The sequence below is a fragment of the Heyndrickxia acidicola genome, assembly GCF_001636425.1.
Lineage (GTDB): Bacteria > Bacillota > Bacilli > Bacillales > Bacillaceae_C > Bacillus_AE > Bacillus_AE acidicola.
Window position 1 is genome coordinate 3,172,233 of record NZ_KV440953.1, and the last position, 26,169, is coordinate 3,198,401.

The 26,169-nt window shown below is 40.1% G+C and carries 22 protein-coding genes; 7 read left to right on the forward strand and 15 right to left on the reverse strand.

The window, feature by feature from the left end; translation table 11 throughout:
• Positions 1–236 precede the first annotated feature (236 nt).
• Positions 237–2,354, reverse strand: coding sequence for a 4Fe-4S dicluster domain-containing protein (locus A5N88_RS14815; protein ID WP_066267429.1), 2,118 nt, complete (start codon positions 2,352–2,354; stop codon positions 237–239).
• 642 nt (positions 2,355–2,996) lie between these two features.
• Here A5N88_RS14815 and cls point away from each other — a divergent pair.
• Positions 2,997–4,199 (forward strand): cardiolipin synthase, encoded by a 1,203-nt coding sequence (cls, locus tag A5N88_RS14820; protein ID WP_066267430.1) that lies wholly within the window; start codon positions 2,997–2,999, stop codon positions 4,197–4,199.
• A gap of 203 nt (positions 4,200–4,402) precedes the next feature.
• A complete protein-coding gene (locus A5N88_RS24995) occupies positions 4,403–4,594 on the forward strand; it encodes a hypothetical protein (RefSeq protein ID WP_157090689.1) in 192 nt (63 codons plus the stop codon).
• 74 nt (positions 4,595–4,668) lie between these two features.
• On the opposite strand, the gene argS is transcribed toward A5N88_RS24995, so the two are convergent.
• From argS to speE, 4 genes are all read right to left on the reverse strand, one after another.
• Entirely contained in the window at positions 4,669–6,339 is a 1,671-nt protein-coding gene (gene argS / locus A5N88_RS14830; RefSeq protein ID WP_066267436.1) for an arginine--tRNA ligase, read from the reverse strand.
• Entirely contained in the window at positions 6,336–6,791 is a 456-nt protein-coding gene (locus A5N88_RS14835) for a YwiB family protein (protein ID WP_066267439.1), read from the reverse strand. The genes argS and A5N88_RS14835 overlap by 4 nt, the downstream gene beginning before the upstream one ends.
• 186 nt (positions 6,792–6,977) lie before the next feature.
• Entirely contained in the window at positions 6,978–7,850 is an 873-nt protein-coding gene (gene speB / locus A5N88_RS14840; RefSeq protein ID WP_066267441.1) for an agmatinase, read from the reverse strand.
• Between the two features lie 93 nt (positions 7,851–7,943).
• Complete coding sequence (gene speE / locus A5N88_RS14845; protein ID WP_083953165.1) at positions 7,944–8,774, reverse strand: spermidine synthase; 831 nt, start codon at positions 8,772–8,774, stop codon at positions 7,944–7,946.
• A 345-nt stretch (positions 8,775–9,119) separates the two neighbouring features.
• Here speE and A5N88_RS14850 point away from each other — a divergent pair, with 345 nt between their 5' ends.
• Entirely contained in the window at positions 9,120–11,180 is a 2,061-nt protein-coding gene (locus A5N88_RS14850) for a transglycosylase domain-containing protein (protein WP_066267443.1), read from the forward strand.
• A 370-nt stretch (positions 11,181–11,550) separates the two neighbouring features.
• On the opposite strand, the gene A5N88_RS14855 is transcribed toward A5N88_RS14850, so the two are convergent.
• Entirely contained in the window at positions 11,551–12,063 is a 513-nt protein-coding gene (locus A5N88_RS14855) for a YwhD family protein (RefSeq protein WP_066267447.1), read from the reverse strand.
• Between the two features lie 17 nt (positions 12,064–12,080).
• Positions 12,081–12,731: a site-2 protease family protein gene (locus tag A5N88_RS14860; protein WP_066267449.1), complete on the reverse strand. Its 651-nt coding sequence runs from the start codon at positions 12,729–12,731 to the stop codon at positions 12,081–12,083.
• 157 nt (positions 12,732–12,888) lie between these two features.
• On the opposite strand from A5N88_RS14860, the gene thmT reads away from it, so the two are divergent.
• A complete protein-coding gene (thmT, locus tag A5N88_RS14865; protein WP_066267451.1) occupies positions 12,889–13,071 on the forward strand; it encodes a 2-hydroxymuconate tautomerase in 183 nt (60 codons plus the stop codon).
• A gap of 38 nt (positions 13,072–13,109) precedes the next feature.
• Here the strand turns inward: thmT and A5N88_RS14870 are convergent, their stop codons facing one another.
• Both A5N88_RS14870 and A5N88_RS14875 read right to left on the reverse strand, forming a co-directional pair.
• On the reverse strand, positions 13,110–13,619 hold the full coding sequence (locus A5N88_RS14870; RefSeq protein ID WP_066267453.1) for a YwgA family protein: 510 nt from the start codon (positions 13,617–13,619) through the stop codon (positions 13,110–13,112).
• A gap of 91 nt (positions 13,620–13,710) precedes the next feature.
• Positions 13,711–15,012 carry an HD domain-containing protein gene (locus A5N88_RS14875; protein ID WP_066270570.1) on the reverse strand — a complete coding sequence of 434 codons (1,302 nt, stop codon included), beginning with the start codon at positions 15,010–15,012 and terminating at the stop codon, positions 13,711–13,713.
• Between the two features lie 574 nt (positions 15,013–15,586).
• On the opposite strand from A5N88_RS14875, the gene A5N88_RS14880 reads away from it, so the two are divergent.
• Positions 15,587–16,327 carry an RsfA family transcriptional regulator gene (locus A5N88_RS14880; RefSeq protein ID WP_066267455.1) on the forward strand — a complete coding sequence of 247 codons (741 nt, stop codon included), beginning with the start codon at positions 15,587–15,589 and terminating at the stop codon, positions 16,325–16,327.
• Between the two features lie 154 nt (positions 16,328–16,481).
• On the opposite strand, the gene A5N88_RS14885 is transcribed toward A5N88_RS14880, so the two are convergent.
• From A5N88_RS14885 to pta, 4 genes are all read right to left on the reverse strand, one after another.
• The gene (locus A5N88_RS14885; RefSeq protein ID WP_066267457.1) at positions 16,482–18,491 is read right to left on the reverse strand and encodes an ABC transporter ATP-binding protein; all 2,010 of its coding nucleotides are present in this window, start codon (positions 18,489–18,491) and stop codon (positions 16,482–16,484) included.
• Positions 18,488–20,245, reverse strand: a complete 1,758-nt coding sequence (locus tag A5N88_RS14890; protein WP_066267460.1) for an ABC transporter ATP-binding protein — start codon at positions 20,243–20,245, stop codon at positions 18,488–18,490. Before A5N88_RS14890 ends, A5N88_RS14885 begins: the two co-directional genes overlap by 4 nt.
• A gap of 538 nt (positions 20,246–20,783) precedes the next feature.
• Positions 20,784–21,617: an octanoyl-[GcvH]:protein N-octanoyltransferase gene (gene lipL, locus A5N88_RS14895; protein ID WP_066267462.1), complete on the reverse strand. Its 834-nt coding sequence runs from the start codon at positions 21,615–21,617 to the stop codon at positions 20,784–20,786.
• Between the two features lie 106 nt (positions 21,618–21,723).
• Positions 21,724–22,695 (reverse strand): phosphate acetyltransferase, encoded by a 972-nt coding sequence (gene pta, locus A5N88_RS14900; RefSeq protein ID WP_066267464.1) that lies wholly within the window; start codon positions 22,693–22,695, stop codon positions 21,724–21,726.
• A 366-nt stretch (positions 22,696–23,061) separates the two neighbouring features.
• Here pta and hemQ point away from each other — a divergent pair, with 366 nt between their 5' ends.
• Both hemQ and gerQ read left to right on the forward strand, forming a co-directional pair.
• Positions 23,062–23,811: a hydrogen peroxide-dependent heme synthase gene (gene hemQ / locus A5N88_RS14905; protein ID WP_066267469.1), complete on the forward strand. Its 750-nt coding sequence runs from the start codon at positions 23,062–23,064 to the stop codon at positions 23,809–23,811.
• Between the two features lie 428 nt (positions 23,812–24,239).
• On the forward strand, positions 24,240–24,758 hold the full coding sequence (gene gerQ / locus A5N88_RS14910) for a spore coat protein GerQ (protein WP_083953166.1): 519 nt from the start codon (positions 24,240–24,242) through the stop codon (positions 24,756–24,758).
• Positions 24,759–25,126: 368 nt separating this feature from the next.
• Here gerQ and A5N88_RS14915 read toward each other — a convergent pair whose 3' ends face one another.
• Together A5N88_RS14915 and A5N88_RS14920 are read right to left on the reverse strand one after the other, a co-directional pair.
• Complete coding sequence (locus A5N88_RS14915) at positions 25,127–25,498, reverse strand: DUF423 domain-containing protein (RefSeq protein ID WP_066267470.1); 372 nt, start codon at positions 25,496–25,498, stop codon at positions 25,127–25,129.
• Between the two features lie 120 nt (positions 25,499–25,618).
• On the reverse strand, positions 25,619–25,906 hold the full coding sequence (locus A5N88_RS14920) for a YwdI family protein (RefSeq protein ID WP_066267472.1): 288 nt from the start codon (positions 25,904–25,906) through the stop codon (positions 25,619–25,621).
• Between the last annotated feature and the right edge of the window lie 263 nt (positions 25,907–26,169).

Here is a 26,169-nt window from a genome sequence, read left to right on the forward strand (position 1 = left end):
TTGCTCCATTAAGTTTGTGCTGTTAAAGAGGGCTTCTACCCGAGAATACAACAGACACCACATAACGCAAGCGCTTTCATTATAGTGACTGAACGCTCGCTCAACCTGCTTGTTATATAAAAGGGGATTACAATAATCCCCTTTTATCTTCTTATATTCATCATAACGCTAAATAGAATAAATTGAAACATTTTATAAAAAATTCTTAATTCACCTTTAATTTACTCTATCTTATATCAGGATGCAATCGTTGTTTGTTTCGGATCTCCGCATATTGCTTTCTCGAGAAGCTCTGCTACATCATAGGTTTTTACCGTATCTTCAACCTCTTTTGCTTTTGTTCCATCCGAAAGCATCGTTAAGCAATACGGACAACCTGAACTAATAACGGTAGGATTAACGGCCAATGCTTGTTCGGTTCTGGCTACATTGATACGGTTTCCTGTATCTTCTTCCATCCACATTAGACCTCCGCCTGCACCGCAGCACATTCCCGTCTCACGATTTCTTTCCATTTCAATCAGCTTGACTCCCTGAATCGATTTTAGAATTTCACGAGGCGGATCAAAGACATCATTATAGCGCCCCAGGTAGCAAGAATCATGGAAGGTGATTGTTTCATTCACCTCATATTTTGGAACAAGTCTTCCTTCTTTCACCAGCTTGTATAAAAGCTCAGTATGATGATACACTTCTGCTTCCAATCCAAAATCCGGATATTCTTTTTTAAAGATATTATAAGCATGAGGGTCTATTGTAACGATTTTCTTAACCTCATTTTTCTGAAACTCATCAATATTTTGCTGTGCCAGTTCCTGGAATAAAAACTCGTTTCCTAATCTTCTTGGTGTATCTCCTGAATTCTTTTCTTTATTGCCCAATATTGCAAATTTAACGCCAGCCTCATTTAACAGCTTAGCAAAGGATAAGGCGATCTTTTGGCTTCTGTTATCAAAAGAGCCCATTGATCCTACCCAGAATAAATACTCAAATTCCTCTCCCGATTTTTTCATTTCTTTAACAGTTGGAACTTCAACGTCTTCACGGGCTTCGCGCCAGTTTTCTCTTTCCTTGCGGTTTAATCCCCAAGGGTTTCCTTGGCGCTCAATGTTTGTCATGGCACGCTGTGCATCCGGATTCATCTTTCCTTCCGTCAGCACTAAGTAACGCCGCAAATCAATGATTTTATCTACGTGTTCATTCATAACAGGACATTGGTCCTCACAGTTACGGCAGGTAGTACATGCCCATATTTCCTCTTCCGTAATGACTTCTCCAATCAATGAAGGACTATAGGCAGAAGCAGCCGCAGACTCCTCTGCGCCCTGGCCGGTGCCTGCCAATGCAAGCTGGTTGCCCTTTGTTTGATTAAATGCAAATGTTGGCACCCATGGCTGTCTGGATGTTACCGCTGCACCATGATTAGTTAGATGATCACGCAGCTTTATGATCAAATCCATTGGTGAAAGCATTTTTCCTGTTCCTGTTGCAGGGCACATATTCGTACAGCGGCCGCACTCTACACATGCATACAGATCTACAAGCTGAAGCTGGTTAAAATCTTCAATCTTCCCTACCCCAAAGGTTTCTTGAGATTCGTCCTCAAAGTTAACCGGGCGCAGCTTGCCTGGTCCATCCAAACGGTTTAAATATACATTTGCAGGTCCTGCGAGCAAATGTGCATGCTTTGATTGCGGGACGTATACAAGGAAAGACAGCAGGAACAATAAGTGGACCCACCATGCTACGTAAAAGACAACTGCTGCAGCGGTCGTCCCGATACCATGAAAAACAAAGGCAACCGCTGATGCAATAGGCTCAGACCATGTCAGTTCTTCACCGTGCCAGATCAGTCCCATTCCATACCCAATCAGTACAGAGACCATCAGGCCTCCAATAAACAGCAAGACCAGCCCTGCTTTAAACCCTCTTTTTAAACGGACCAATTTTTCAATATACCGGCGGTAAAACGCCCATACAACCGCAACTAGGATAACAAGCGTTACAATCTCCTGGAAGAAGGTAAACGCAGGATAGACAGGTCCAAGCGGCAAATGTGATTCAGGAGCAAGCCCCTTCCATATAAAATCAATGGCACCAAATTGAACGAGAATAAAGCCATAGAAAAACATGACATGAATGGCACCGCTCTTCTTGTCTTTTAATAATTTCTTTTGTCCGAACACATTGACCCAAATTTTTCGCAAACGCTCTTTCACATTATTATCAAACTCTGCTTTTTTCCCAAGCTTAATATATGCAATCCTTGTCTTGACTACATAAACAAATAACGAAATTGCGTAAACGGTTACAAAAAGAAAAGCGATCCAATTAATCCATAGCAACCAACCCATTCTTACCACTCCCTTCAAAGGTGTTTTCTACCTTTCCCCTTCTCCTTAATGGCTGTGTCTTCGCTTCCTTGGTTGTTTCTCGTACAGATGCCGAATCCCTATTCACTGAGTCACGATGGCCTCTTTTTTATCCGTTATTATGGATTTCAAAGCGGAAGCTTAGGTCTCTGCATTTTCTAATAGTACAAGCTGCAACAAGTTTACGAAAAAAGCCGTATAAACACCTAAATTTTCTGAATGTTACATACTACCATTATATAATGAATGAGCATTCAGTCAATGATTTTCTGTGCCATTTCTCTAAAAATTTGTAATGTTTATGATTATAGAGGTCACAGGATTGAATGCGCTGCATTAAGCAAAATATATTCTTGACTATATATATTGAATTTAAGGTGCTCTTATAAATTGACTATTGCTTCCTGCTCCCGGCACTCGCTTTTCGCGGGGCAGACTAGTGGGCCTTTTCGACGCTCTAATCGCGCTCGCGGGATCTGACTTTTTGCATAAATTTTCTGTATCAGACATTTGTCACTAGTTTTTTCATAATATTAGTTACAAGGGAAACAATGATATAAAGGACTTTGTATTACACTCACTTTCATACAATACCAGGACGACTGCTAGGAGAGGATTTTCAACATGACTTGGTTATGGCTGGTTTTATTTATTTTATGTATTATAGCCATCCTTATTTTAACAGATTTTTATGTTGGCAAGCACTTTTATCAAAAGCATACAAAAAAAAGAGATTACCCGCTTAGAAAAGGAGAAATCACAATTATTACAAATGGAGAAGAATTATTCTCCCGGCTTTTTTCAGAGATTGAAGCAGCCCGCACCAGTATCCATATCCTTTTCTACATTGTGAAAAAGGACCAGATCAGCAATAATTTCCTGAATCTTCTTGAGCGCAAGGCAAAAGAAGGAGTACAAGTACGACTTTTGCTGGATTGGGTCGGTTCGCACGGTGTTTCCAAAAAAGGATTGAATAAATTAAAACACGCCGGTGCCGCCGTAAGCTTCTGCCACAAACCCAGGTTTCCGTTCCTATTCTTTTCTTCCCAGCAAAGGAACCACAGAAAAATAACAGTTCTAGATGGCCAAATAGGATATATGGGCGGCTATAATGTAGGGCGTGAATACATTAATTTAGATCCTAACCTTTCACCATGGAGGGATTATCACCTGCGTATTACAGGAGAAAGTGTAAAAGATCTTCAAAAGGAATTTATCTTTAATTGGAAAAGGTCTACAAGACAATCCCTGCCGGAAAATAAAATGTATTTTCCTGAGCTTGAATCCGGTACTGTGCTCCACCAATTCTACCCGACTGAAGGGGTTCGAATGGAATCATCAACCGAACAGCTCATTAAAAATGCAGAGACTTCTATTATTATTGGAACTCCTTATTTTATCCCTCCTCCGGCAATAGTTAATTCGCTTCTAAATGCTTTGGAAAAAGGAATTAAAGTAAAGATCATTGTTCCTGAAAAAACGGATCACGCACTTGTGAAGGAAGCCTCCTATCGCTATTTTCGAAAACTGATTCCCGCAGGTGCAGAAGTTTATCAATACCAGAATGGCTTTTACCATGCAAAAGTGGCAATTATTGATAAAAAAGTTTGCGACATAGGCTCAGCTAACTTTGACAGGAGAAGCTTTTTTCTTAATCATGAATTAAATTGTTATATTCATAATCCTGATTTTATCGGCAAACTGCTTTCGGTTATTCATGAAGACCTAGCCAACAGCAAATTGCTTTCAAATAATAAGCTTAAGTCGCCGCCTCTGCCGGTCAAGTTAAAGGAATGGAGTGCCAGAATGATTGAGGATCTGTTATAATCTCACTTTTTCATAACTGATCCTCCCCTATCTCACATTGTGTTTTCATTTGCTGGATTTCGAAGTTTTTGACAAAGGTGTTTATTTTTAAATATAAAGGGTACACTAGCACTAAAATAAATTTGTCAAATTTGTGACAAAAACCATTCACAAAAAAGACACAATTTGGTATTATAAAATTATTAGAGGAAGGAGTGATTTTGATGTTGTTACACACGATTTTCGGTGTCTTAGCAGGGCTTTCAATCGGAAGCTTCATGGGAATTCCGATTGTCTTACTTCTACTCGATAATAGCCACAAACAAAAAGCAGAAACGTTATTGAATGCTGAACCTATCCTAAATGCCGAACCCGTTGTAAGCGCTTTCTCCGCACCTGAGACTACTTCTAACTGACCGCCATCCCTTTGACCCATACATGAGAAAGGCAGCAGAGCCTTATGGTCCTGCTGCCTACTTGTTTTATATGATTACATTTTTTCAGGTGCAGAGACACCGATTAATGCAAGTGCATTCCTCAGTGTAATTTGAACCGATTTCACCAGTCCCATTCTGGCTTTTGAAAGGGAAGGATTTTCTTTATCCAATACTTTTTCAGCATTATAAAAGCTATGAAAAGCAGACGCGAGATCGTTAATATAATTGGTGATTTTATGCGGGATTCTTTTTTCTGCCGCTTCAGCTATTGCTTGAGGGAATTCTCCGATCTTTTTCAACAACTCGATTTCTTTCTCCGCTTTAATCAGGTTTAGATCTGCATCCCCGCTGACCTCAAATCCCTGCTCTTTTCCCTGCCTGATGATACTGCTAATACGGGCATGGGCATACTGCGCATAATAAACAGGGTTTTCATTCGATTGGGACACGGCAAGGTCAAGGTCAAAATCCATATGAGTATCTGCACTTCTCATAGCGAAGAAATAGCGGACACCATCCAGGCCAACCTCTTCAATTAAATCTCTCATAGTAACTGCTTTACCTGTCCGCTTACTCATTTTCATTTTTTCACCGTTTTTAAACAAGTGCACCAGCTGAATCACTTCGACTTCAAGGTTTTCAGCCCCGTATCCTAATGCCTCTACAGCGGCTTTCATTCTGGGAATATACCCGTGGTGGTCAGCCCCCCATATATTGATAAGCTTCTCAAAGCCGCGGTCAAACTTATCCTTATGGTAAGCAATATCCGGAGTCAGATAGGTGTATGTGCCGTCGTTTTTAATAAGAACTCTGTCCTTATCATCGCCTAACTCAGTTGAGTGGAACCATGTTGCACCATCTGATTCATATACATACCCTTTTTCTCTGAGAACCTTTAGCATGTCGTCAATTTTCCCGCTCTTATATAACGAAGTTTCGGAATACCACTCATCAAAGGAAACACGGAAATGCTCGAGGTCCTTTTTCAGTTTCTCCATTTCATAATCCAATCCATATTGGCGGAAAAACTCATATCTTTCCTTTTCATCGGCCTCAACGAATTTATCGCCATACTCAGCAGCAAGTTTTTCACCAATTCCTATAATATCTTTCCCGTGGTAGCCATCCTCAGGCATTTGTTTATCCAGTCCCAACGCCTGAAAATAACGTGCTTCAACAGACAAGGCAAGATTATGAATTTGATTTCCGGCATCATTGATATAATACTCCCGGCTGACAGCATATCCAGCTTTATCAAGCACATTGCAAAGTGAATCACCCACTGCCGCGCCGCGTGCATGTCCAAGATGAAGATCACCAGTCGGATTTGCTGAAACAAATTCAACTTGAATTTTTTGGCCTTTTCCGGCATTGGATCTTCCATAATCAAAATCTTCTTGTAGTACAGTCGGAATCAGATTCATTAAATAACTGTTATCCATATAGAAATTAATAAAGCCGGGACCTGCAATATCGACCTTCTGAATAGAAGCCTTCTCTGTATCCAGGTTTGCCACCATTTCTTCAGCAATGGCTCTTGGTGCCTTTTTGGCAATCCGGGCTAGCTGCATAGCCATGTTCGTAGCATAATCGCCGTGCGTCTTATCTTTAGGAGTTTCCAAAATAACCTCAGGAATTTGGTCTTCAGCTGCCAAACCTGCCTTAACCACTGCACCTTTTATTTCTTCTTTTAACTTTCCTTGCAATTCCTCCACAATATTCATGAATGTTCTTTTACCTCCTTATAGTGAATGACCATTTGATAATTTCCAGCCATGTTATCCTGCATCCATAAGTCATATTCAATGGTTAGGGTTCCTTTAATAAGCTCACCTGCATGTTCCCTCACATGGTCCAATTGTTTTGTATCTGTCGATAATAGCAAAGTTCCATACGGGCTGTCATAGGATCCATTCTTTTTACCATTCCGGTTAAAGGGTAGCCGCATTTTGAGAGCACCGCTGCGAAGGATTAAAGCATTATCATCAGATAACTTCACAATTGTATGTATGGTTCCATCTTCTAATACTTCATCATATTTTAAAAAAGCCGCATTTCCTTTTTCATAATAACGGCCAAATAATGCAAGTTCGAAAGTGTCTGCCTGTTCGTCCTGCTGCACTTTTGTTTTTAAGTGAACTTTGACCGGAAGCTCTTTTGTTGTTCCAACTGTCAAACCATTCACATCCTTTTTATCATTATAACCTTTTAATTATAAAAATAAATACAGGGAAAATCAATTGGATAAAAGAAAAGCGCAAGCGCCTTGCTCATCGGCATACGGATACATAATTTATTAAATAATCCGCAAAAAAGACTGAGCCTCAAAACTGCTCAGTCTGTTCCTGTCTAATAAATATTTTTATTTTACCCATCCAAGAAGCATTTCGCGAATAAGCTTGCTCGCTGTATTAGCCGTTTGCTCTGATGAATCATAAATAGGAGCTACTTCGACTAAATCACCGCCGACTACATTAACCTTGGATCGCGCAATTTCGTGTATAGAGGCTAAAAGCTCTTTGGAGGTAATGCCTCCGCAATCTACTGTTCCTGTTCCCGGAGCATGCGCTGGATCTAAAACATCAATATCAATTGTAACGTAAACTGCACGTCCGGCAAGCTTAGGAAGAATTTCTTTTAATGGTTCCAGTACCTCAAATTTGGCTATGTACATGCCGTTTTCTTTTGCCCATTGGAATTCTTCCTTCATGCCAGAGCGAATTCCGAAAGAATAAACATTTTCAGGGCCAATCAGATCAGCGATTTTCCGAATTGGAGTGGAATGAGAAAGCGCCTCTCCTTCATATTGCGTACGGAGGTCTGTGTGGGCATCCATGTGTATAATAGCAAGGTCAGGGTACTTTTTATACATGGCTTTCATGACTGGCCAGGATACAAGGTGTTCGCCGCCCATGCCAAGAGGGAACTTATTATCCTTCAGCAGCCCGGAAATGTACTCTTCAATCAATTCTATGCTCCTTTGGGGATTTCCAAAAGGCAAAGGAATGTCGCCTGCGTCAAAATACTTTACTTCTTCTAATTCGCGATCTAAATATGGGCTGTATTCTTCCAGCCCGATAGATACTTCCCTAATACGGGCAGGGCCAAAACGGGATCCAGGTCGGTAGCTGACGGTCCAATCCATTGGCATGCCATACAAAACGACCTTACTATCCTCATAGTGGGGATGGCTCCCAATAAAAACGTTACCAGAATAAGCTTCATCAAATTTCATTTTTACACCTCTTCTTCATTGGCTGTTTTTTTTGCATTTGCGTAGTCATTTTAAAAGGTACCAGGCGATGATAGAACTGGTACCTTAATTGAATTACTTCGTAAGGTCTTGTACAAATTTAGGCAGAACGAACGCCGCTTTGTGCAATTCCTTTGTATAGTATTTTGTTTCAATATCGTGGAAGCGGTCTTCACTTACTTCTAGTGGGTCATGCTTCTTTGAACCGAGTGTAAATGTCCACATACCGCTCGGATAGGTTGGTACATTAGCAATATAAAGACGTGTAATAGGGAAGATTTCCTTTACATCCTTTTGCACAGTTTGAATTAGATCTGCTTTAAACCAAGGATTGTCGGTTTGAGCAACAAAAATTCCGTCCTCTTTGAGCGCCTTTGAAATTCCAGCATAAAAGCCTTTTGTGAATAAGTTTACTGCAGGTCCAACCGGCTCTGTAGAGTCTACCATAATAACGTCATATTCATTCTCACTTTGAGCAATGTGCATAAAGCCGTCATCAACCTGAACATCTACTCTTTCATTTTCAAGTTCGCCTGCAATAGACGGAAGAAATTTTTTCGAATACTCAATAACTTTCCCGTCAATATCAACTAAAACAGCTTTCTTTACACTTGGATGCTTAAGGATTTCTCTGATTACTCCTCCATCTCCTCCTCCAACTACAAGTACTTTCTCGGGATTTGGATGAGTAAATAAAGGTACATGCGCAACCATTTCATGGTAAACAAATTCATCTTTTTCTGTTGTCATTACCATTCCATCCAGCAAAAGCATGTTACCCCATTCAGCAGTTTCAACCATTTCAAGATCTTGAAATTCTGTTTTCTCTGTATGTAAAGTTTTATTAATCTTCATGGTGATTCCGTAGTTATCTGTCTGCTTTTCTGTAAACCATAGTCCTGCCATTCCATTCATCCTTTCATTTTCAGATGCTAGAGGCATCAAGTTCTTAAAATTGTAAGATATTTTTACCTGCTTGTTTATTATTTCTTCCCTCAGACAATAAATACAAACATGAGAAAAAGTATAGTAAATTCCACTGAAAATGCAAGTAAAATTTTTTTTGTTTATCCACTTTTCTACCTATCTATTCTCAGCTTTCACCTCAAACCCTATATTTTGCGGCTATTTGAGCCCGCCATACTTTTTTAACTCCTTGACGTTTAAAACAGCTGCCAATTCTTCATACTGAATTAATAAGTGTCTGAATGAAATCGTTATACATTCTTTCTATCGAAAGAGGTGATCGTCATGGAAACGATGACACATCCTAAAAATCAAAAACCTAAACGGTACACGCGCTTATTGATTCTTGCCATTTTGCTTCTTTTTTCTGTCATTGCTATTTTTGTGCTTGCCGTGCTTATATATGCTAAAATTCTCGGCCCTCCTCCCCTGGCGGTTCCACAGTCCACGCTGTATTACTCAGACAATGGAACATTAATCGGAGAAAGTGATAATGGCCAGAAACGTTATTGGGTTCCTTTAAAAGACATCTCCCAGAATTCTATCAACTCAACTTTGTCCATTGAGGATAAAAATTTTTATTATCACCATGGATTTGATTTTAAACGAATGGCTGGTGCTATTCTTACAGACGCGATAGCAAGGAAGAAGGTTCAGGGAGCCAGCACCATTACACAGCAATATGCACGGAATTTATTTTTAACAATGGACAAGACCTGGACAAGAAAAATTTCCGAGGCTTTTTATACGATCCGCCTTGAAATGAACTACAGTAAAAACCAAATTCTCGAGGGCTACCTGAATACCATTAATTATGGCCATGGTGCATATGGCATTCAAGCAGCCAGCCAGCTCTATTTTGGAAAAGACGCCAGCAATTTAACATTGGGAGAAGCTGCTATGCTGGCAGGCATACCAAAAGGGCCGAGCATCTACTCACCTCTTGATTCATATGAAAAGGCAAAAAAACGGCAAGTAACCGTTCTGCATTCAATGTTTGTAAACGGATTTATAACGAAGAAAGAGGCACTTGCAGCAGCACAACAAAAAATAACGATAAAAGGTCAATTTCCTGTTTCAAAAGAGAGGTTCGCTCCTTATTTCCAGGATGTTGTAAAACAAGAGCTAAAAACTAAGCTTGGTCTAGATGAAAGAACCATTGCATTGGGAGGACTCAAGGTGTATACGACCCTGGATATAAATCAGCAAAAAATAGCAGAAAATGTAGTGAAGGATACCATTTCAAACCAATCAGCTATTCAGTTAGGCTTTGTGGCAATGGATCCCTCTACAGGAAATGTAACAGCTCTTATAGGCGGGCGTAATTATCAAGCCAGTCCCTACAACAGGGCAGTACAGGCCCTCCGTCAGCCGGGATCGACCATCAAGCCAATGCTTTATTACGCTGCTCTAAACAATGGGTTTACACCTGTGACGATGATGAAAAGTGCACCTACTACTTTTCATTTTGATAACGGCAAGGCTGAATATACACCTCATAACTTTAATAATGAATATGCAGATGGAGATATTACACTCGCTCAGGCATTGGCACTATCCGATAACATTTACGCTGTAAAAACAAACCTTTTCTTAGGCCCGGACACCCTTGTCAAAACGGCTAAGCAATTCGGTATTACAACAAAAATGAAGGCCGTTCCCTCTCTTGCACTAGGTACTTCGGGTGTTCATGTATTGGATATGGTCCATGCTTATAGTCTTCTTGCCAATGGCGGGAAGGAAATTGAACCTACCTTTATTCGTAAAGTTGTAGATAGCAAAGGAAAGGTTCTATATGAATCAGAACCAGAAAAGAAGCAGATTTTAAATAAGGACAATGCATTTGTCATGACACAGATGATGACTGGAATATTTGATAAAAGGCTGAATGGCTATGGGACGGTAACGGGAGCTTCTATTGTAGGACAGACAACACGGCCATATGCAGGAAAATCGGGATCGACTAATACAGACAGCTGGATGATTGGTTTCGCCCCTCAGCTGACTGCGGGCGTTTGGACCGGTTATGACAATGGAGGAGAAATTACTTTAACAGCAGATAAACTCTATGCCAAAAAGATTTGGGTGAGTTTTATGGAAAAAGCTTTGCAGGATAAACCGATACAAATGTTCAATCCTCCAAAGGGAGTAATCGGCCTTCCTATAGACCTGGCAAGTGGAAAATTAGCGGCCCCTGAATGCAGCAAATCTTCCAGGCTTATGTATTTTGTAAAAGGTACTCAACCGACCGAAACCTGTTCATCTATAAAAACAACCGGTAAAGATGGCAAACATACGAATAAAAAGACAAAAAGCTGGCTAAACAAGCTCTTTCATTGGTTTTAGGAAGAAAAGCGGAAGGCACCTGCCTATCGGCGACCAGCATTAGACAGACGGTTTGAGAGGTTTGCTCTTCAATCTCTCGGACCGTTTGGCTAATGACCTCGAGCCGATGGTGCCTGTAGCTGGACAATTGAAAAGCAGAAAGCGACGTTTAGCGGCATACGAACTCTACAGCTGCTTGAAACCAACCTCTTAAATCTTATAACCAGGTATTCTTTCTCTTCAACAATAAAAACTCCATGGTATGCCCCTGGAGTTTTTATTGTTTTTTAAATGTTCAAGGAAGCGTTTTTTACTATTTCCATGTTGAAAACGGCTCGTTTTTCAGCTTATTTTACAATAGAGAAAGCCTGACTAACCAACAGAGGTTTGACTACTCTGCACCCAGGCTTTCCCTTAGCTCAGGACTGGAAAACTCCCACATTTTCTCATCATGTTTTTTTAGAAATTCAGCCAGTACCTGCTTTGATTTTGAATCCATCTCGTCTACCATGATGCGGCGCTTTAAAGATTTATCCAGCTTATTGACATGCTCAGGCAAAGACTTGTAGCCGCGTCTCGCTTCCTGATTCACCGTCATTTCACAGGCCGTTACTCCAGCATAGTAATGCCCTTCCGGCTTACGGTCAATAGTCACCCAAACAATCCAGTAGGGCTTAGCGCCTTCAGGTACTTCATTCTTATCAGGGAGGAACTTAATCCTTTTTTCGACAGCACTGCGCGCATGCATGGCTCCAATATCAACAAAAGCCTCGCCTTCCTCTACATCAATAATGACAGGTGAGACATTCTCAAGGCTTAAAGAGCCTATCCCGTACCCTCGATGGCCATCTGTTGGATCATTTTTTATAATATTAAATTCCAGCTTTTTCTTACTGCTATCCATCGTGAAACCTCCTCCTGCTACATAAACATTGAAAATATGCTATTAAAGCTATTAGTTGCCCAATGCGATACCCAATTAATATATGGACTGATTGTGTAATTGCTAAGCGGTGTGACCATAAGGACCAAAAACACCAGAATACTGTATTGCTCCCAGCCTGTCAGCTTTGCTCTTAGGTTCGGGCTCACCAGATCCTCAATAATGCGGTAGCCATCAAGCGGAGGAAGCGGAACCAAGTTAAAAGCAAACAGCATAAGATTAAGTGAAACAAAGTAATTAAAAAATTTCGTTACATTGGGCCAATTTGCTGCGGCTCCGGAAAATACTAGATAAAATAATATCCCAAATCCTATAAAGGCAAGCAGAAAATTACTGATTGGCCCCATAATGGATACCAGGATCCCGGCCGCCCTCGGATTTTTAAAATGGTATCTGTTTACCGGCACTGGCCTTGCCCAGCCGATACCAGCAAAGAAAATCAGCAGCGTACCAAACGGATCCAAGTGCTGTATAGGATTTAAAGTAAGCCTGCCCTGTTTCTTTGCAGTTTGATCCCCAAATTTATAAGCTGTATATGCGTGTGCAAACTCATGTACGGTGAACGCGATAATAAGTGTCAAAGCAACAAACGGCAATTCAGATAATGTATAAGCTAAATGAAATCCCACAGCCTATCCCCTTTAATTTAGAATCTATCAATCATTAGTATACAAAATTCATTCCATTTATTCATGCTTTAAGTTTAGAAATACGCTTGCATCCATATATAAAAAAGCATACACTTTTCTTGGAATCATTCATTTTATATATAAAGGAGTAGATCATATGCCATATGTTACAGTAAAAATGCTAGAAGGGCGTACAGATGAACAAAAGAAAGCCCTTATCGAAAAAGTGACAGAAGCAGTAAGCGAAACAGTAGATGCTCCAAAAGAAAAGATTGTTGTCTTTATTGAAGAAATGTCCAAGAGCCATTATGGAGTGGCCGGAAAAAGGCTGAATGACTAATCAAGATGAACAGAGCCTAAAACAAAAAGCTAAGCCTTTCATTGAAGCTTAGCTTTTTGTTTTAGTTGTTCAATATAAAGATACGCTTCCTCAATTTCCTGTTCGGAGTATTGCTGCTTTGCCTTTAGTGTCATGATTTTTTCTGTAACCTCTTCCCTGGATAGAGAATCAAAAAACAAAACCGTTGAAATCAGCTCTAAAAAGCGTGCAGTTTGTCCATTTAAATCCTGCAAGCATGTATCAAGATGGGGCATTTTCGACTCATATAAGCTTAAAAACTCTTTTCCATTATCGGTTAGAGTGTATCGATATTGTGAATATCCGCCCTTCTTCTCTTTTACCTCGTTAATAAATCCAAGATTAAAAAGCTCTTCTACCCGGAGTGTCAGTTCCTCTGAATAAGGACCATAAAAATGAAATTGAAATTTTTCCTGAAAAGGAAAAGCAAGCTTTTTTGAAATATAAATCATTTTTTGCAGTTTTTTTCGTCCAACAATCTCCCCTGAAACCGCTAATGCACTCATCAATCGAACATGATCATTTAACAAAGAATCTCATCTCCTGTTTTTAGTAAAACGGCCACCAGTTTATTCTCTGTTGTCTACTCTGATGGAAAAAATAGCAATGGGCTTCTGCCCGTTATAAGCTTTCTAAGATGGAACGGATTTCTCTTTTCACTTCAAGATTTCCTGAATCACTGTAGATTAAATCCTCAGGATAATAGAGCTTATGGTCCGTCCGCTTCTTTCCTGAAATGGCATCCACAATGTCTGATTCCCTTGAAAGTTCGCGGAGCTCACCAGTTTGCTTCAATAGGTAGATTGGAAGCCTCTCTTCCTCTTCCCCTGGACGATAAAAATCGTAGCCTAAATCAGAGGAGGAATCCACTACCAGATAATAATCCGGATCCAATCCAGCTTCACGAAACAGCTTTTCCAGCTGGCTATGTATCTTGAACTGACGGCCAGGATCGAACTCAGCATATTGAAAGAGGTTCCTGTCCATAAACCTTGAACATAGATCACTTAAAATAGGGTCTTCCTCTTCCTGCCACATTTGAAAATAATATAGTATGATATTTTCATCCAACTTTAAATAGTCATCTAATGTCATTTCATCCTCAAAAAGGGAATAAAAATGGATAGGATGCTGTTTGAATGAATAGTAATCGGCATGAAGCTCTTTAGCCCGATGCAGAATTTTTGTGAGAATTACTTCAGCACTTCGCGTAACCGGATGAAAGTAAACCTGCCAATACATTTGATAGCGGCTCATAATATAATCCTCCACTGCATGCATTCCGCTGTATTTAAAAACAGCCTGGTCCTCACGGGGACGAATAACCCGAAGAAGCCTTTCTATATCAAAATGCCCATAGCTGACGCCAGTGAAATAGGCATCCCTTAAAAGGTAGTCCATCCGATCGGCATCCAGCTGACTGGAGATCAAGCTCACCACCAGTTTATCTTCATAAGTTTTCGCAATAACTTCTGCTACTCTCTTTGGAAAGTCCTTGCCTGCTTTTTCAAGAACCTTGTTGACCTCTGTATTTCCCATAATAATTTTCTGTGTATATTCCTCATGGTCTAAATGAAAGACCTTCTCAAAAGAATGGGAAAATGGGCCGTGCCCCAAATCGTGAAGCAATGCTGCACATAAAGATAGAAGACGGTTATCTTCGTTCCACTCAGGCCTTCCATGGAAATCATCATCTATGATTCTTCGCACGATTTCATAGACACCGAGTGAATGGTTGAATCTGCTATGTTCTGCTCCATGGAATGTAAAATAGGTTGTCCCAAGCTGCCGGATACGCCGCAGCCGCTGAAATTCCTTTGTATCAATTAAATCCCAAATGACCCTATCCCTAACATGAACATACCGATGGACAGGATCTTTAAATACCTTTTCCTCGCTTAATTTCAGTTTGGAATATTCCATCATCTACCCTCTTCCTGCATCTTCATAGCTTTATTATACCCAGTATCCTTTTACATTTAAAGCTTGGCCGGTGCTTGAAAAAGTAATAAATTAACAAACTCTGCCTCGTTATATCGTCAAGCCTTCTGCTAATCTTCCTTTTCTTTTTTTAATAGGCTCTGTTAATCTTGCCTATTCATTTCTGCTGCAAGGGAGTCTCCCCGCCGCATGCTCCTGCCGCTCCAATCAATATGGGTATAAAATCAACATTGATTTTTAACAGAGCCTCTCATAAAAACCCCTTTCGAAAAGATAACGCTATACGTTTGGCTGTTTTCGCAGGGATTGTTGCTTTACGCACAAAAAATAAATCCGTATTTTATCCGTCTTCGTGACATCTTTTCGTAAGCCATTCACAGGTTTACTACAGAGCCTGTGAATTTCATTATTTTTTTGTGTTAATTAGCAAAAAAATTTACGAAAAGAGCCTTACGTTTAGAAACTATTATCTTTTTACAATATTGGTATAAAAATCTTTTATCTTGTCCATCCTTTTTAGTAACGGAGAATAATTTTATAATTGGGAGTTGAGAACATGAAATCACGCCAAGATGCTTGGTCAGATGAAGATGATCTAATATTAGCAGAGACAGTTTTGCGCCATGTACGAGAAGGAAGTACACAACTAAACGCATTTGAAGAAGTAGGAGACAAGCTCAACAGAACATCCGCTGCCTGCGGATTCAGGTGGAACGCAGTGGTTCGCCATAGTTACGAACAAGCTCTTCAACTAGCAAAAAAACAGCGCAAACAGCGCCAGCGTTTACTAGGAAAAGAACAGGGCGGCAAGAAGAAGCTGCTTTATCAGCCTCCTGTCCCAACACTAGAGGATGTTGAAGAAGTACCTTTAACAGCTCTAATTCAAGAAGTGAGAGAAGAAAGTGAAGATATAGATGACGTACTGCCAGCACCTGCTTCAGCTGCTCCAGCCTTAGCGGAACAAATGCCTGCTGCAGTGAATCAGCAGGAATTGAATCTTGCAAAAGTAATAAGTTATTTACAATATTTAAATACTACTCAATTTCAATCCACGATTTTAAAAAGTGAGAATGCAAGATTGAAAAATGAATTGTCCGATACAAGAAAGCAAAATGAAGAACTGAAGAAAAGAATTGCCCAGCTGGAGGAAAACTCAGTAACCATGCAGGAAGATTATGAAACCCTCATGAAAATTATGAACCGGGCTAGAAAGCTAGTATTATTTAATGAGGATGAACCAGCAAATTCTTCATTTAAAATGGATCGAAACGGAAATCTGGAAAAACTTGCTGAATAAAAACCCGAGACCTTTTCCACGTTACTATTAACCTGAAAAGCTTCCCCCCTGCAAAGGAGGAAGCTTTTTGTTTTATACTATTTTTAAACTTTTTTGCTATTCAGCATAAAGCTGTTTTTTTATTAAAGCTTGTGAATAGCTTAAACAGCCTCTTTTAAACTGCTCTTTTTACCTGCTGAAGCTGATACATCTGATAGTATTTTCCTTGCATCGCCATCAGGTCTTCATGAGTTCCTTTTTCAACAATCCTGCCTTTATCCAATACAATAATTTGATCTGCATTGCGAATTGTGGATAACCTGTGGGCAATGATGAAAGTAGTCCGCCCCTTTTTTAATACGTCCATGGCATTTTGAATGATTGCTTCTGTCTCCGTATCAATATGCGATGTGGCTTCGTCCAGTATGAGAATGGCTGGATCAAAGGCTAGGGCCCGTGCAAACGAAATGAGCTGCCGCTGGCCGGAAGACAGCGTACTGCCTTTCTCAATAACCGGTTCATCGAGTCCTTTTTCTAGGTTTCTAAGGACTGAGTCTGCTCCAACATCTCTTAATGCTTTCTCTGCTATTTCCCTTGTTATGCCTGGATCCTCTAAGGTCACATTAGTTTCAATCGTTCCAGTAAACAAATAAGGATCCTGTAATACGATTGCCATATGCTCCCTTAAGGATTGGACAGGAATATCTTTTATATCTCTGCCATCAATGGTGATTCCACCTTTTTTACTGTCATAAAAACGGAATAACAGATTCATAATGGAACTCTTCCCTGAACCAGTATGCCCTACTAATGCGACGGTTTCCCCTCGTTTTGCTTGGAATGTTATATCTTTTAGAACATCGTGGTCATCTGAATATCCAAAGTATACTTGTTTGAATTCCACATTTCCTTGATAGCGCGGAATTCTGGCATCCTCTACAAGGGTTCCTTCCTCTTGAAGAAGCTTCATGACGCGTTCTCCTGCTACCAGCGCCTGCTCAAGATTGGCAAACTGGTTTACAATCCCTGTCACTGGCTGGAATAAGCGGTTAATATAATCTACACAAGCATACAATACCCCCAGGGAAACGATGGAACCAATTCCGATAGATCCGCTGCCAAAATACCAAATAAACGCCACAAATGTAATGTTCCTTAAGACACCCACTAAATTATGGGAGGTTAAGGCATTTAAGTTCAATAGCTTATTTTGATAACGGAACAGCGACTGGTTCGATTCTTCAAATTCTGATTGCATTTGTTCCTCCCGGCGGAAGGCCTGGATAATGTTCATTCCTTGTATCGATTCATTTATCGTTGCGTTAATTTCGCTTATCTTTGAACGGATCGTATGGTTATACGATGCGGCATATTTCCTATAAATAAGCATCCATACATATAATATTGGAAGAAGAATCAAACAAATGGCCGCAAGCTTTACATTCAAAATAAATAACGCAATAAAAATACCGCCAATATAAATGGCACTTGTAAAAAATGTGGATAAGACTGTTACATATAAATCACGGATCGCTTCAGTATCATTGGTAATTCGTGAAACAACCTTTCCTGCAGGAAGGTTATCAAAATAGCGAATGGGAAGTCTTTGAATATGCTTGAAAATATCCATCCGCATTTTTTGAATAATCCGATTGGCTGCTTTCTGAAGGAAATAGTGCTGGCCGTACTGAAATCCGGATGCGAATAGAAGCAGTCCTAAGTAAAAAGTTAAGAGCCCAACCATCCTTGGGATATCGGGATGATAAAAAGCCAATATTTGCTGCAAAGAAAGCCTTTCAGCTTGTAGCTCTTCCTTTTTCTTTCCTTCCTGAACAGTTACAATTCCGTTTTTATAGCTCCTCTTTCCATCAAGATGCAAAAGCTGGTTGGAAAAATAAAATTCCTTACCAACCTGAACAATTTGGACAGGCTTTCCTTTGCGTTCCCCTTTGGTAAAATAATCTGCTCTTTTGTAGTAGCGGCCCTTATACAAAACCGTGTCTTTTCCTTTATCTGTTTCCAGCCATTTCGACTCTATTCCAAGCACATGCTTATCAATAAGCGTTTTGGCGATAAAAGGTCCTGTCAGCTCCGCTCCCACTGAAAGTGCCAGCATCATCATAGCGAGGATAATAATCTTTTTATAGCCTAATGCATATCTAAATAGTTCTTTTCCTCTATTCATGATAACACCTCCTCTTCACTGGTCTCTTCCAGCTGCTGCCGTAAAAATTGCTCCTGGTACCAGCCTTTGGCTTGAGCCAATTGCTCATGAGTTCCTTCCTGGATCATTGCACCATCTTCAAGCACCACAATCCAATCTGCATGTTCTACTGCAGATAGCCGATGGGTGGTAATGATGGTCGTTTTACCATTTCTCTCTTTTTGTATATTTTCAATAATCCTCGTTTCCGTTTTGGCATCCACCGCCGAAAGCGAGTCATCCAGAATTAAGATTTCCGGATCTTTAATCAATGCACGAGCTATGGATATCCTTTGTTTTTGCCCCCCTGATAATGCCACACCCTTCTCCCCGACTAACGTTTGCAGACCTTCAGGAAGCATCTCCAGGTCTTTTTGAAAAGAAGCGAGTCTGATGGCCTCTTTTACCTGATCATCCGTTGCATCCGGGTTACCAAACAGGATATTCTCCTTAATTGTTCGGGAAAAAAGCACATGATCCTGGGGTACATAGCCTATCCAGTCTCTGATTTGCTCTTTGTTCTGCTTTTTTATTTCCACATCAGAAACAGAAAAATGACCGTCGCCAGCCTGATATTCCCGCAGCAGCTGCTTAACCAAGGTGGTTTTTCCGCTGCCGGTCTTCCCTACAATTCCAAGCGTTTGTCCTCTCATTAATTGAAGAGAAAAATCCTTTAGGCTCGGCGATTTTCCAGTTGGATATTGAAACGTGTACTTCCCAAACTGGATAGCTGCTGGCTGCTGCACTTCTATAGCATGAAGAGGATTCGGAACGTCCTCCTTTTCCTCTAACGTTTCATTGACCCTGTCCAAAGAGGCATTTCCTCTTTGCATGACATTCATCAATTCACCAAAGGCAAACATCGGCCATATGAGCATCCCCAGATAAACATTAAAGGAAACCAAATCTCCCAGGCTGATAGATTGATGGAAGACAAGATAGGCACCGTACCCCAATCCTATCAAGTAGCTTAAGCCCGTTAACACTTTGATGGTTGGATCGAATAATGAATCAATGATCGCGACCTTCATATTTTTTTCAAAAACATCTTCCGTCATATTAAAAAATCGCTCTTCGTCCGCCCTCTCCTGGACGTATGCACGAATAACCCTGACACCAGCTACTGATTCCAGCACCTTGTCATTCATATCACCGAAGGCATCCTGAGCCTCCATAAATCTCTTATGAATCCTCCCGCCATATATTTTCATAAGATACGCCATAATTGGCAGCGGAATAATCGAAGCTATGGTAAGCTTCCAACTGATGAAAAAACCCATTGTAAATAGAATCGTCAGCATATAAATAGTTGAATCAGTCAGCGTTAAAATTCCAAAGCCTGCTGTCTGGGACACTGCTTTTAAATCGTTAGTAGCCCTAGCCATTAAATCCCCTGTCCGATTCCTTTCATAAAAGCCTGGGGTCATTTTGAAAAAGTGGCCCATTAATTTTGAACGTAGCTTCTTTTCCAACAAATTTGCCCCGCCGAACAATTGGTACATCCAAATGTATGTCATACCATAGGAAAGAACCAATATAAGCAAAAAGAGGGAGATGTAATAGCCAATCCCTTTCCAGGTCAATGTACCATAATGGATATCGTCTATCGCCATTCCAACCAGCTTAGGAGGAATCACCTCAATAATGCCTACTATAATTAAAAAGATAACGGCAACAGAATACCGTTTCCAATTTTCTTTAAAAAACCAATTTAACTTTACCAGCACACCAAACATTTAAAAACCTCTCCTTCCCCTTTTCTTACACCTAGCCTCCCGAGTCCTCCTGCAGTTCAATTAGAAGAATGTTTGCATCAATCATAATTCCTTCACTCCTTTTTTGAATGTAAAAAAAAGACAGTCTGCGCTTAGGCAGCTGCCAAAAATAAAAGCACAGGTAACGATACGTCACCTGTGCTTTATTCCAATGATTATAAAGCTACTTACATTCCAATAGCAATAGGCAGGGTACGCATGTATTCAATTTTTTCTTTTTTTAAGAAGCTGTTATAGAACATTTTAATACCCTCCTTTGCTTAATATGATTTAAGTTATTATTTATAAAATTGGATTTGTTTTTCCAATATGTACCTTGATAGGTTAACACCAATCAAATACATTGTCAATTATTAATTTTTTAAATTATCTTATTTTTTAACTCTGTTAAATGTCTATGTTGATAACTGCTCGTTTTTTACAAGCGATCTATTCCAGCTCAGCTGCATCAAACAGCAGAGCTGGACTCATCCGCTCCCTATTACTCTTTTAAAAAGGGCTAAATAAATCTTTCATTCCTGTTTACCATACGCTGATAATGGATTTCATACCATTCTAGTTCCTCTTCTGTCAGCGGGTTAGAATAAATTCTGCCGCTTATGGATTTTAGCACTTTTAAAAACCGGAGCATTACGTCCCCAATGGTCAGTGGTGTATCCAAAAGCTCTGATAGGGAGGCCATCACGTCCGGATTTACCTCTGGATACACAAACTTAGTTTGTGCATTATTTAATGCCTTTTCATAGAATTGCTGAATCAATTCTGCCCTTTTCCTGCCCGAGCCCGAAACACAAAGATAAATTTGTACCGCTACCCCTTTTCGGATGCGCCTTTGGGAAATACCGGCGAACTTTTTCCCATTAATGCTTAAATCATAGCTGCCCGGACAATAAGAGCCTTGTATTTCCCTTGCTTCAATCACTGCATTAAAGTCAGAAAACATATTTTGAATAAGCCTGTACATGGCATCATAGCCCCTGTTAATATCAATGCCCTTTTCTGTATCCGGGAACACGAGAGTAAGGTTGAGCACACCCTCATCTAATACAACAGCAAGTCCCCCCGAATTTCTGACAATATAGTTAAATTGTTTTTCTTTTAATAACTTCAGACCCTCTTCTAGGAATGGAAGCTTTGTATCCTGTATCCCAAGCACCACAGTTTGATGATGGACCCATGCTCTCGCCGTTGCCGCGGAACATCCCGCTCCAACCGAGGTACATAACGTATCATCCATAGCAAAGGACTGCATGCCGTGGAACAAAGGACCTAGACTGGACTGATCAATAATTCGCCAATCTGGTTGTTCTAAAATTGATAAAGCCTGCTCCATTATTCTGCTCCTTTTATCCATTCATGCCGCCACGATTTTTTCAAAACAGCTTTTGTCTCGCCGCGCCAGGCACTCATAGCCTGATGTAACTGCTTACCTTGTTATTTTACAGGACTTGCGCAGCTGTGATAAGTGCAAGCTTATATACATCCTCCTCAGTGCATCCTCTTGAAAGGTCATTTACCGGGGCATTTAAGCCTTGCAGAATCGGACCTATTGCCTCAAACCCTCCCAATCTCTGAGCAATTTTGTACCCAATATTTCCAGCCTCGAGGCTTGGGAAGATAAATACATTTGCATCACCTTTTATAACAGAATCAGGCGCCTTCTTTTTAGCGACAGCAGGAACAAAAGCGGCATCAAATTGAAATTCTCCATCCAGCATAAGGCCCGGCTCTCTTTCCTTTGCAATTTGAACAGCCTTCGTAACCCTTTGTGTTTCCGGTGATACAGCTGACCCTTTTGTTGAAAAACTTAACATCGCTATTTTTGGTTCGATATTAAACATCTTTGCCGTTCTTGTACTTTCCAACGCAATTTCTGCTAAATCCTGACTGTCCGGAGAAATATTAATTGCGCAATCTGCAAATACGTATTTCTCCTCGTCTTTTACCATAATAAATACACCTGAGGTTTTTTTAACCCCTTCCTTTGTCTTAATAATTTGAAGGGCCGGTCGGACAGTATCAGCAGTAGAATGTGCAGCGCCGCTTACAAGTCCATCTGCTTTACCCATATATACAAGCATTGTCCCAAAATAGTTCTCATCTAAGAGAATGTTCTCTGCTTCCTCATTACTTACTTTCCCATTTCTTCTTTCTGTAAAAGCCGCTACCACCTCACTCATCTCTTCATAGCTTCGCGGATCCAAAATCTTAATTCCCTTAATGGATATGTTTAATTCATTCGCTTTTTTCTCAATGGCCTGACTGTCCCCAATTAAAATGGGTATCAATAAACCTTCTTCTGCAAGGCGTCCTGCCGCATGTAATATCCTCTCGTCTCTTCCTTCCGGAAATGCAATTTTCAACTCTTTCCCTTTTATTCTTTGTTTTAACTCAGAAAAAAGATCACTCATGTCTTTTCCTCCTTTAATCATAATTAGCATCTTGCCAAACTCTTTTTAACCATATGCCAAAAAACTTGCTTTTCCAGACATCCATTATTTAGGCTCTTTTCGTAAACTTTAGTGCTATTTCACATAAAGGCTTTGTTAAATTTCTGTGATGATAACTGTTCTTTTTTAGTCTACTACCACTTGTCTGCTTTTTAAAAACAAAATGTCGCGCCAGGTTTTTTATTTTCATTCTTGACTCTTTTATGTCATTTGATTTTTGAAAATAGGGTTATTGGACAAACTATGCTATAGTAAGGGTGTTACAGCTACAATAAACAATCAGTTAATTAACCATTCATACATAATTTACACTAAGGAGTGATCTCAATGAGTGAACCGGCACAAACCCTTGACGGCTGGTATTCTTTGCATGATCTTCGTTCTATCGACTGGCCTTCCTGGAAAGCCCTTTCCAGTGATGAACGCGAATCCGCTATCTATGAATTTCAGCAGTTTTTGGAAAAGCTTAATAAGACACAGGAAAATAAAAAAGGCAGCCATTCCCTCTATACCATTGTTGGTCAAAAAGCAGACTTTATTCTATGGACACTTCGTCCGACAATGGAAGAACTCAATGAAATTGAAACTGAATTTAACAAATTGAAGCTTGCCGACTATACAATTCCTGCTTATTCTTACGTATCCGTTGTAGAATTAAGTAATTATATGGGCTCCGACTCAAAAGAGGATCCATATGAAAATCCTTACGTAAAAGCCCGTTTATACCCTGAACTTCCTAAATCAAAGTATATCTGCTTTTATCCGATGGATAAGCGCCGCCAGGGAAATGATAACTGGTACATGCTTTCAATGGAAGAGCGCCGTGAATTTATGAAAAGCCACGGGATGATCGGCCGAAGCTATGCCGGCAAAGTAAAGCAGGTCATTACAGGCTCCGTTGGTTTTGACGACTATGAATGGGGCGTAACATTATTTTCGGATGATGTCCTTCAATTTAAGAAGCTTGTCTATGAAATGCGTTTTGATGAAGTAAGCGCACGCTACGGAGATTTTGGATCTTTCTTCGTTGGAAACATATTAGAAGTAGATAAAATCGCAAAGTTTCTTCACGTATAATGCATGAATCCCCCTGGATCTTCCTGGGGGATATTTTAATTCTTCTTCTAACCTCTTTATTATCTCGTGTTTTACATACCTTTCACTTTCTTTTAATCCCTTAAACAGGAAACAGTGCATAATTTCACATCTGGTACATACATATGAAATAGTGAGATGATTCTACTAGTTAATTTCACCAATGCCATCATATATAGCGTTATGAAGAGAGGTGAAGGATTACCAGTTCCTGCCTGAACTCCATACAGCAAGAAGATATCGACTAGTTAAAAGGCTGCTATTTTTTATTATTTACCGGTATTTTTCTAGTTCCAGATGAATATGTACTTACTAACCTTCATGGTTACAATGCTGAAATACCATAACATAATTCTCACCAAATCCCATTTAAAATTAGTAGTTCTATTGATATTAAGGAGGGAAAACAATTGTCTAATTCAAACAATTACAATCCGCCCCCATCCAATGCCAACAACTTTAATCCACCTCAATATGCCTATCCATATCGACAGCAGCAAGGAGCAACAGGATCAGGAACGGGGCCGCTCCCAGGATCGACACAATATGGAGGAGGAGGCTATTACCCGCCATACCAAGGGGGACAGCCGCCAGTACCAGGAGCTAAACCAAGCGGTCCTGCTGATCTTCTTCCAGGACAGCTCCCGCTCGAGCAATCCTATATCGAAAATATTTTGAGGCTGAATAAAGGCAAGCTTATTACACTTTATGCCACATTCGAAAACAACCGCGAATGGAACGCTAAAAAATTTGAAGGTATTATCGAAGCTGCTGGCCGTGACCATGTCATTTTAAGTAACCCTCAAACAGGCGAGCGCGATCTTATTCCAATGGTTTACGTAGATTATATTACCTTCTCAGAACCAATAGAGTATGAATATCCATATGGAGCAGGACCTGGTGCACCAAGATCCTATCCTCCGCGTTAAATAGCACATTCATTTAATCGGCTTTAAGCCGGTTTTTTTTTTGCACCTTTCAAAATTCATCACGGCCGTCAGGTTTAAGGTGTATTCTTTCTTGGAGCCTGTTAATCTTATTTTTTGATTTGGCTGTTTTCACATAGAATGTTGTTTTACATAGACCCTTACTTTTGTTGTCTCTCTTCATGGCCACTTTTCGTAAGCTGTTCACAAGTTATATAATGAACTTTAATCATTTTTTCCGAATACCAATAGCATTTAATTTTTACCCATGCACTCGATTTACGTGGCTTTTTAAGCTCCAGTTTTATGCTTCAAAGCCTTCGAGTACAATAAAAAATAGCCCTTCATTCGAAAGGCTGAGAATCCTGCGATTAAAGATATTTTACGGCTGCTACGGCAACCAGTACCCATGCAGCCAAGAAGCCTAAGCCTCCGAGCGGTGTAATGGCTCCCAACACACTAATTCTTGTAAGTGCAAGGATATACAAGCTCCCTGAAAATAAAACAATCCCAATAAACATTAGCCATCCTGCCCATGTCACCATAGAACTTGTTGTAATCCTTGCAGCCAGTAAGCCAATCGCTAAAAGACCTAATGCATGAAACATTTGATAGGTTACGCCTGTTTTCCATATTTCTAAGTACTTTGGTTCCATCTTTCCTTCTAGCCCGTGTGCACCAAATGCACCAAGCGCAACAGATAAAAAGGCATTAATTGCACCCAATAATATAAACACTTTCATGTCATAATCCTCCTCTATTTTATGTACTTTACATACAGACGCAGCTGCTCTATGGTTTCCTTAATTGCGTCAGTTTTCGCATATATTATCGTTTTTCGCAAAATCTCTTAAAGAGACTAATTAAAAATCAAAAATGGAATCTCCATTTGATCCATCACCAGTGGACAATGACCTGGATGGTTGAGCAGGCACCGATACAACAGGAGACTGAATCACATTTTGAGGCATGCTTTGTCTTTCTGTCTGTAATTTTGAAACACCTTCATACATAGATTTTTCATCAAGAATCAGTTCGCATAATATTTTTATGGAGTAGACGTGCTCGCGGATTTTTTGCATGTCCCTTCCTTTTGCTCCTATAACTTCCTGTTCCATCTTAGACAGCAGTGTTTGAATATCTATATTCATGATAAAGGCCACTCCTCAGGCTTATATAATAAAGGTATTTTACCATAGATGCCGGCAAATCTGTAACAAGTCACCCTCTTAGTGACATGGCTGATATTCATAAGTGGCTGCTTATGTACAATAGGTATACTTATAATTTTCCGGTCTTATAGGCAACTATCCATGTACTTTTATTATGACTGTATATTGAACCCTTTGTTTCCCTCTCTTTTTAGTGCCACTGCAGCGAAAATCTTCATGTAGGATCGCGAATTCAACAGTTA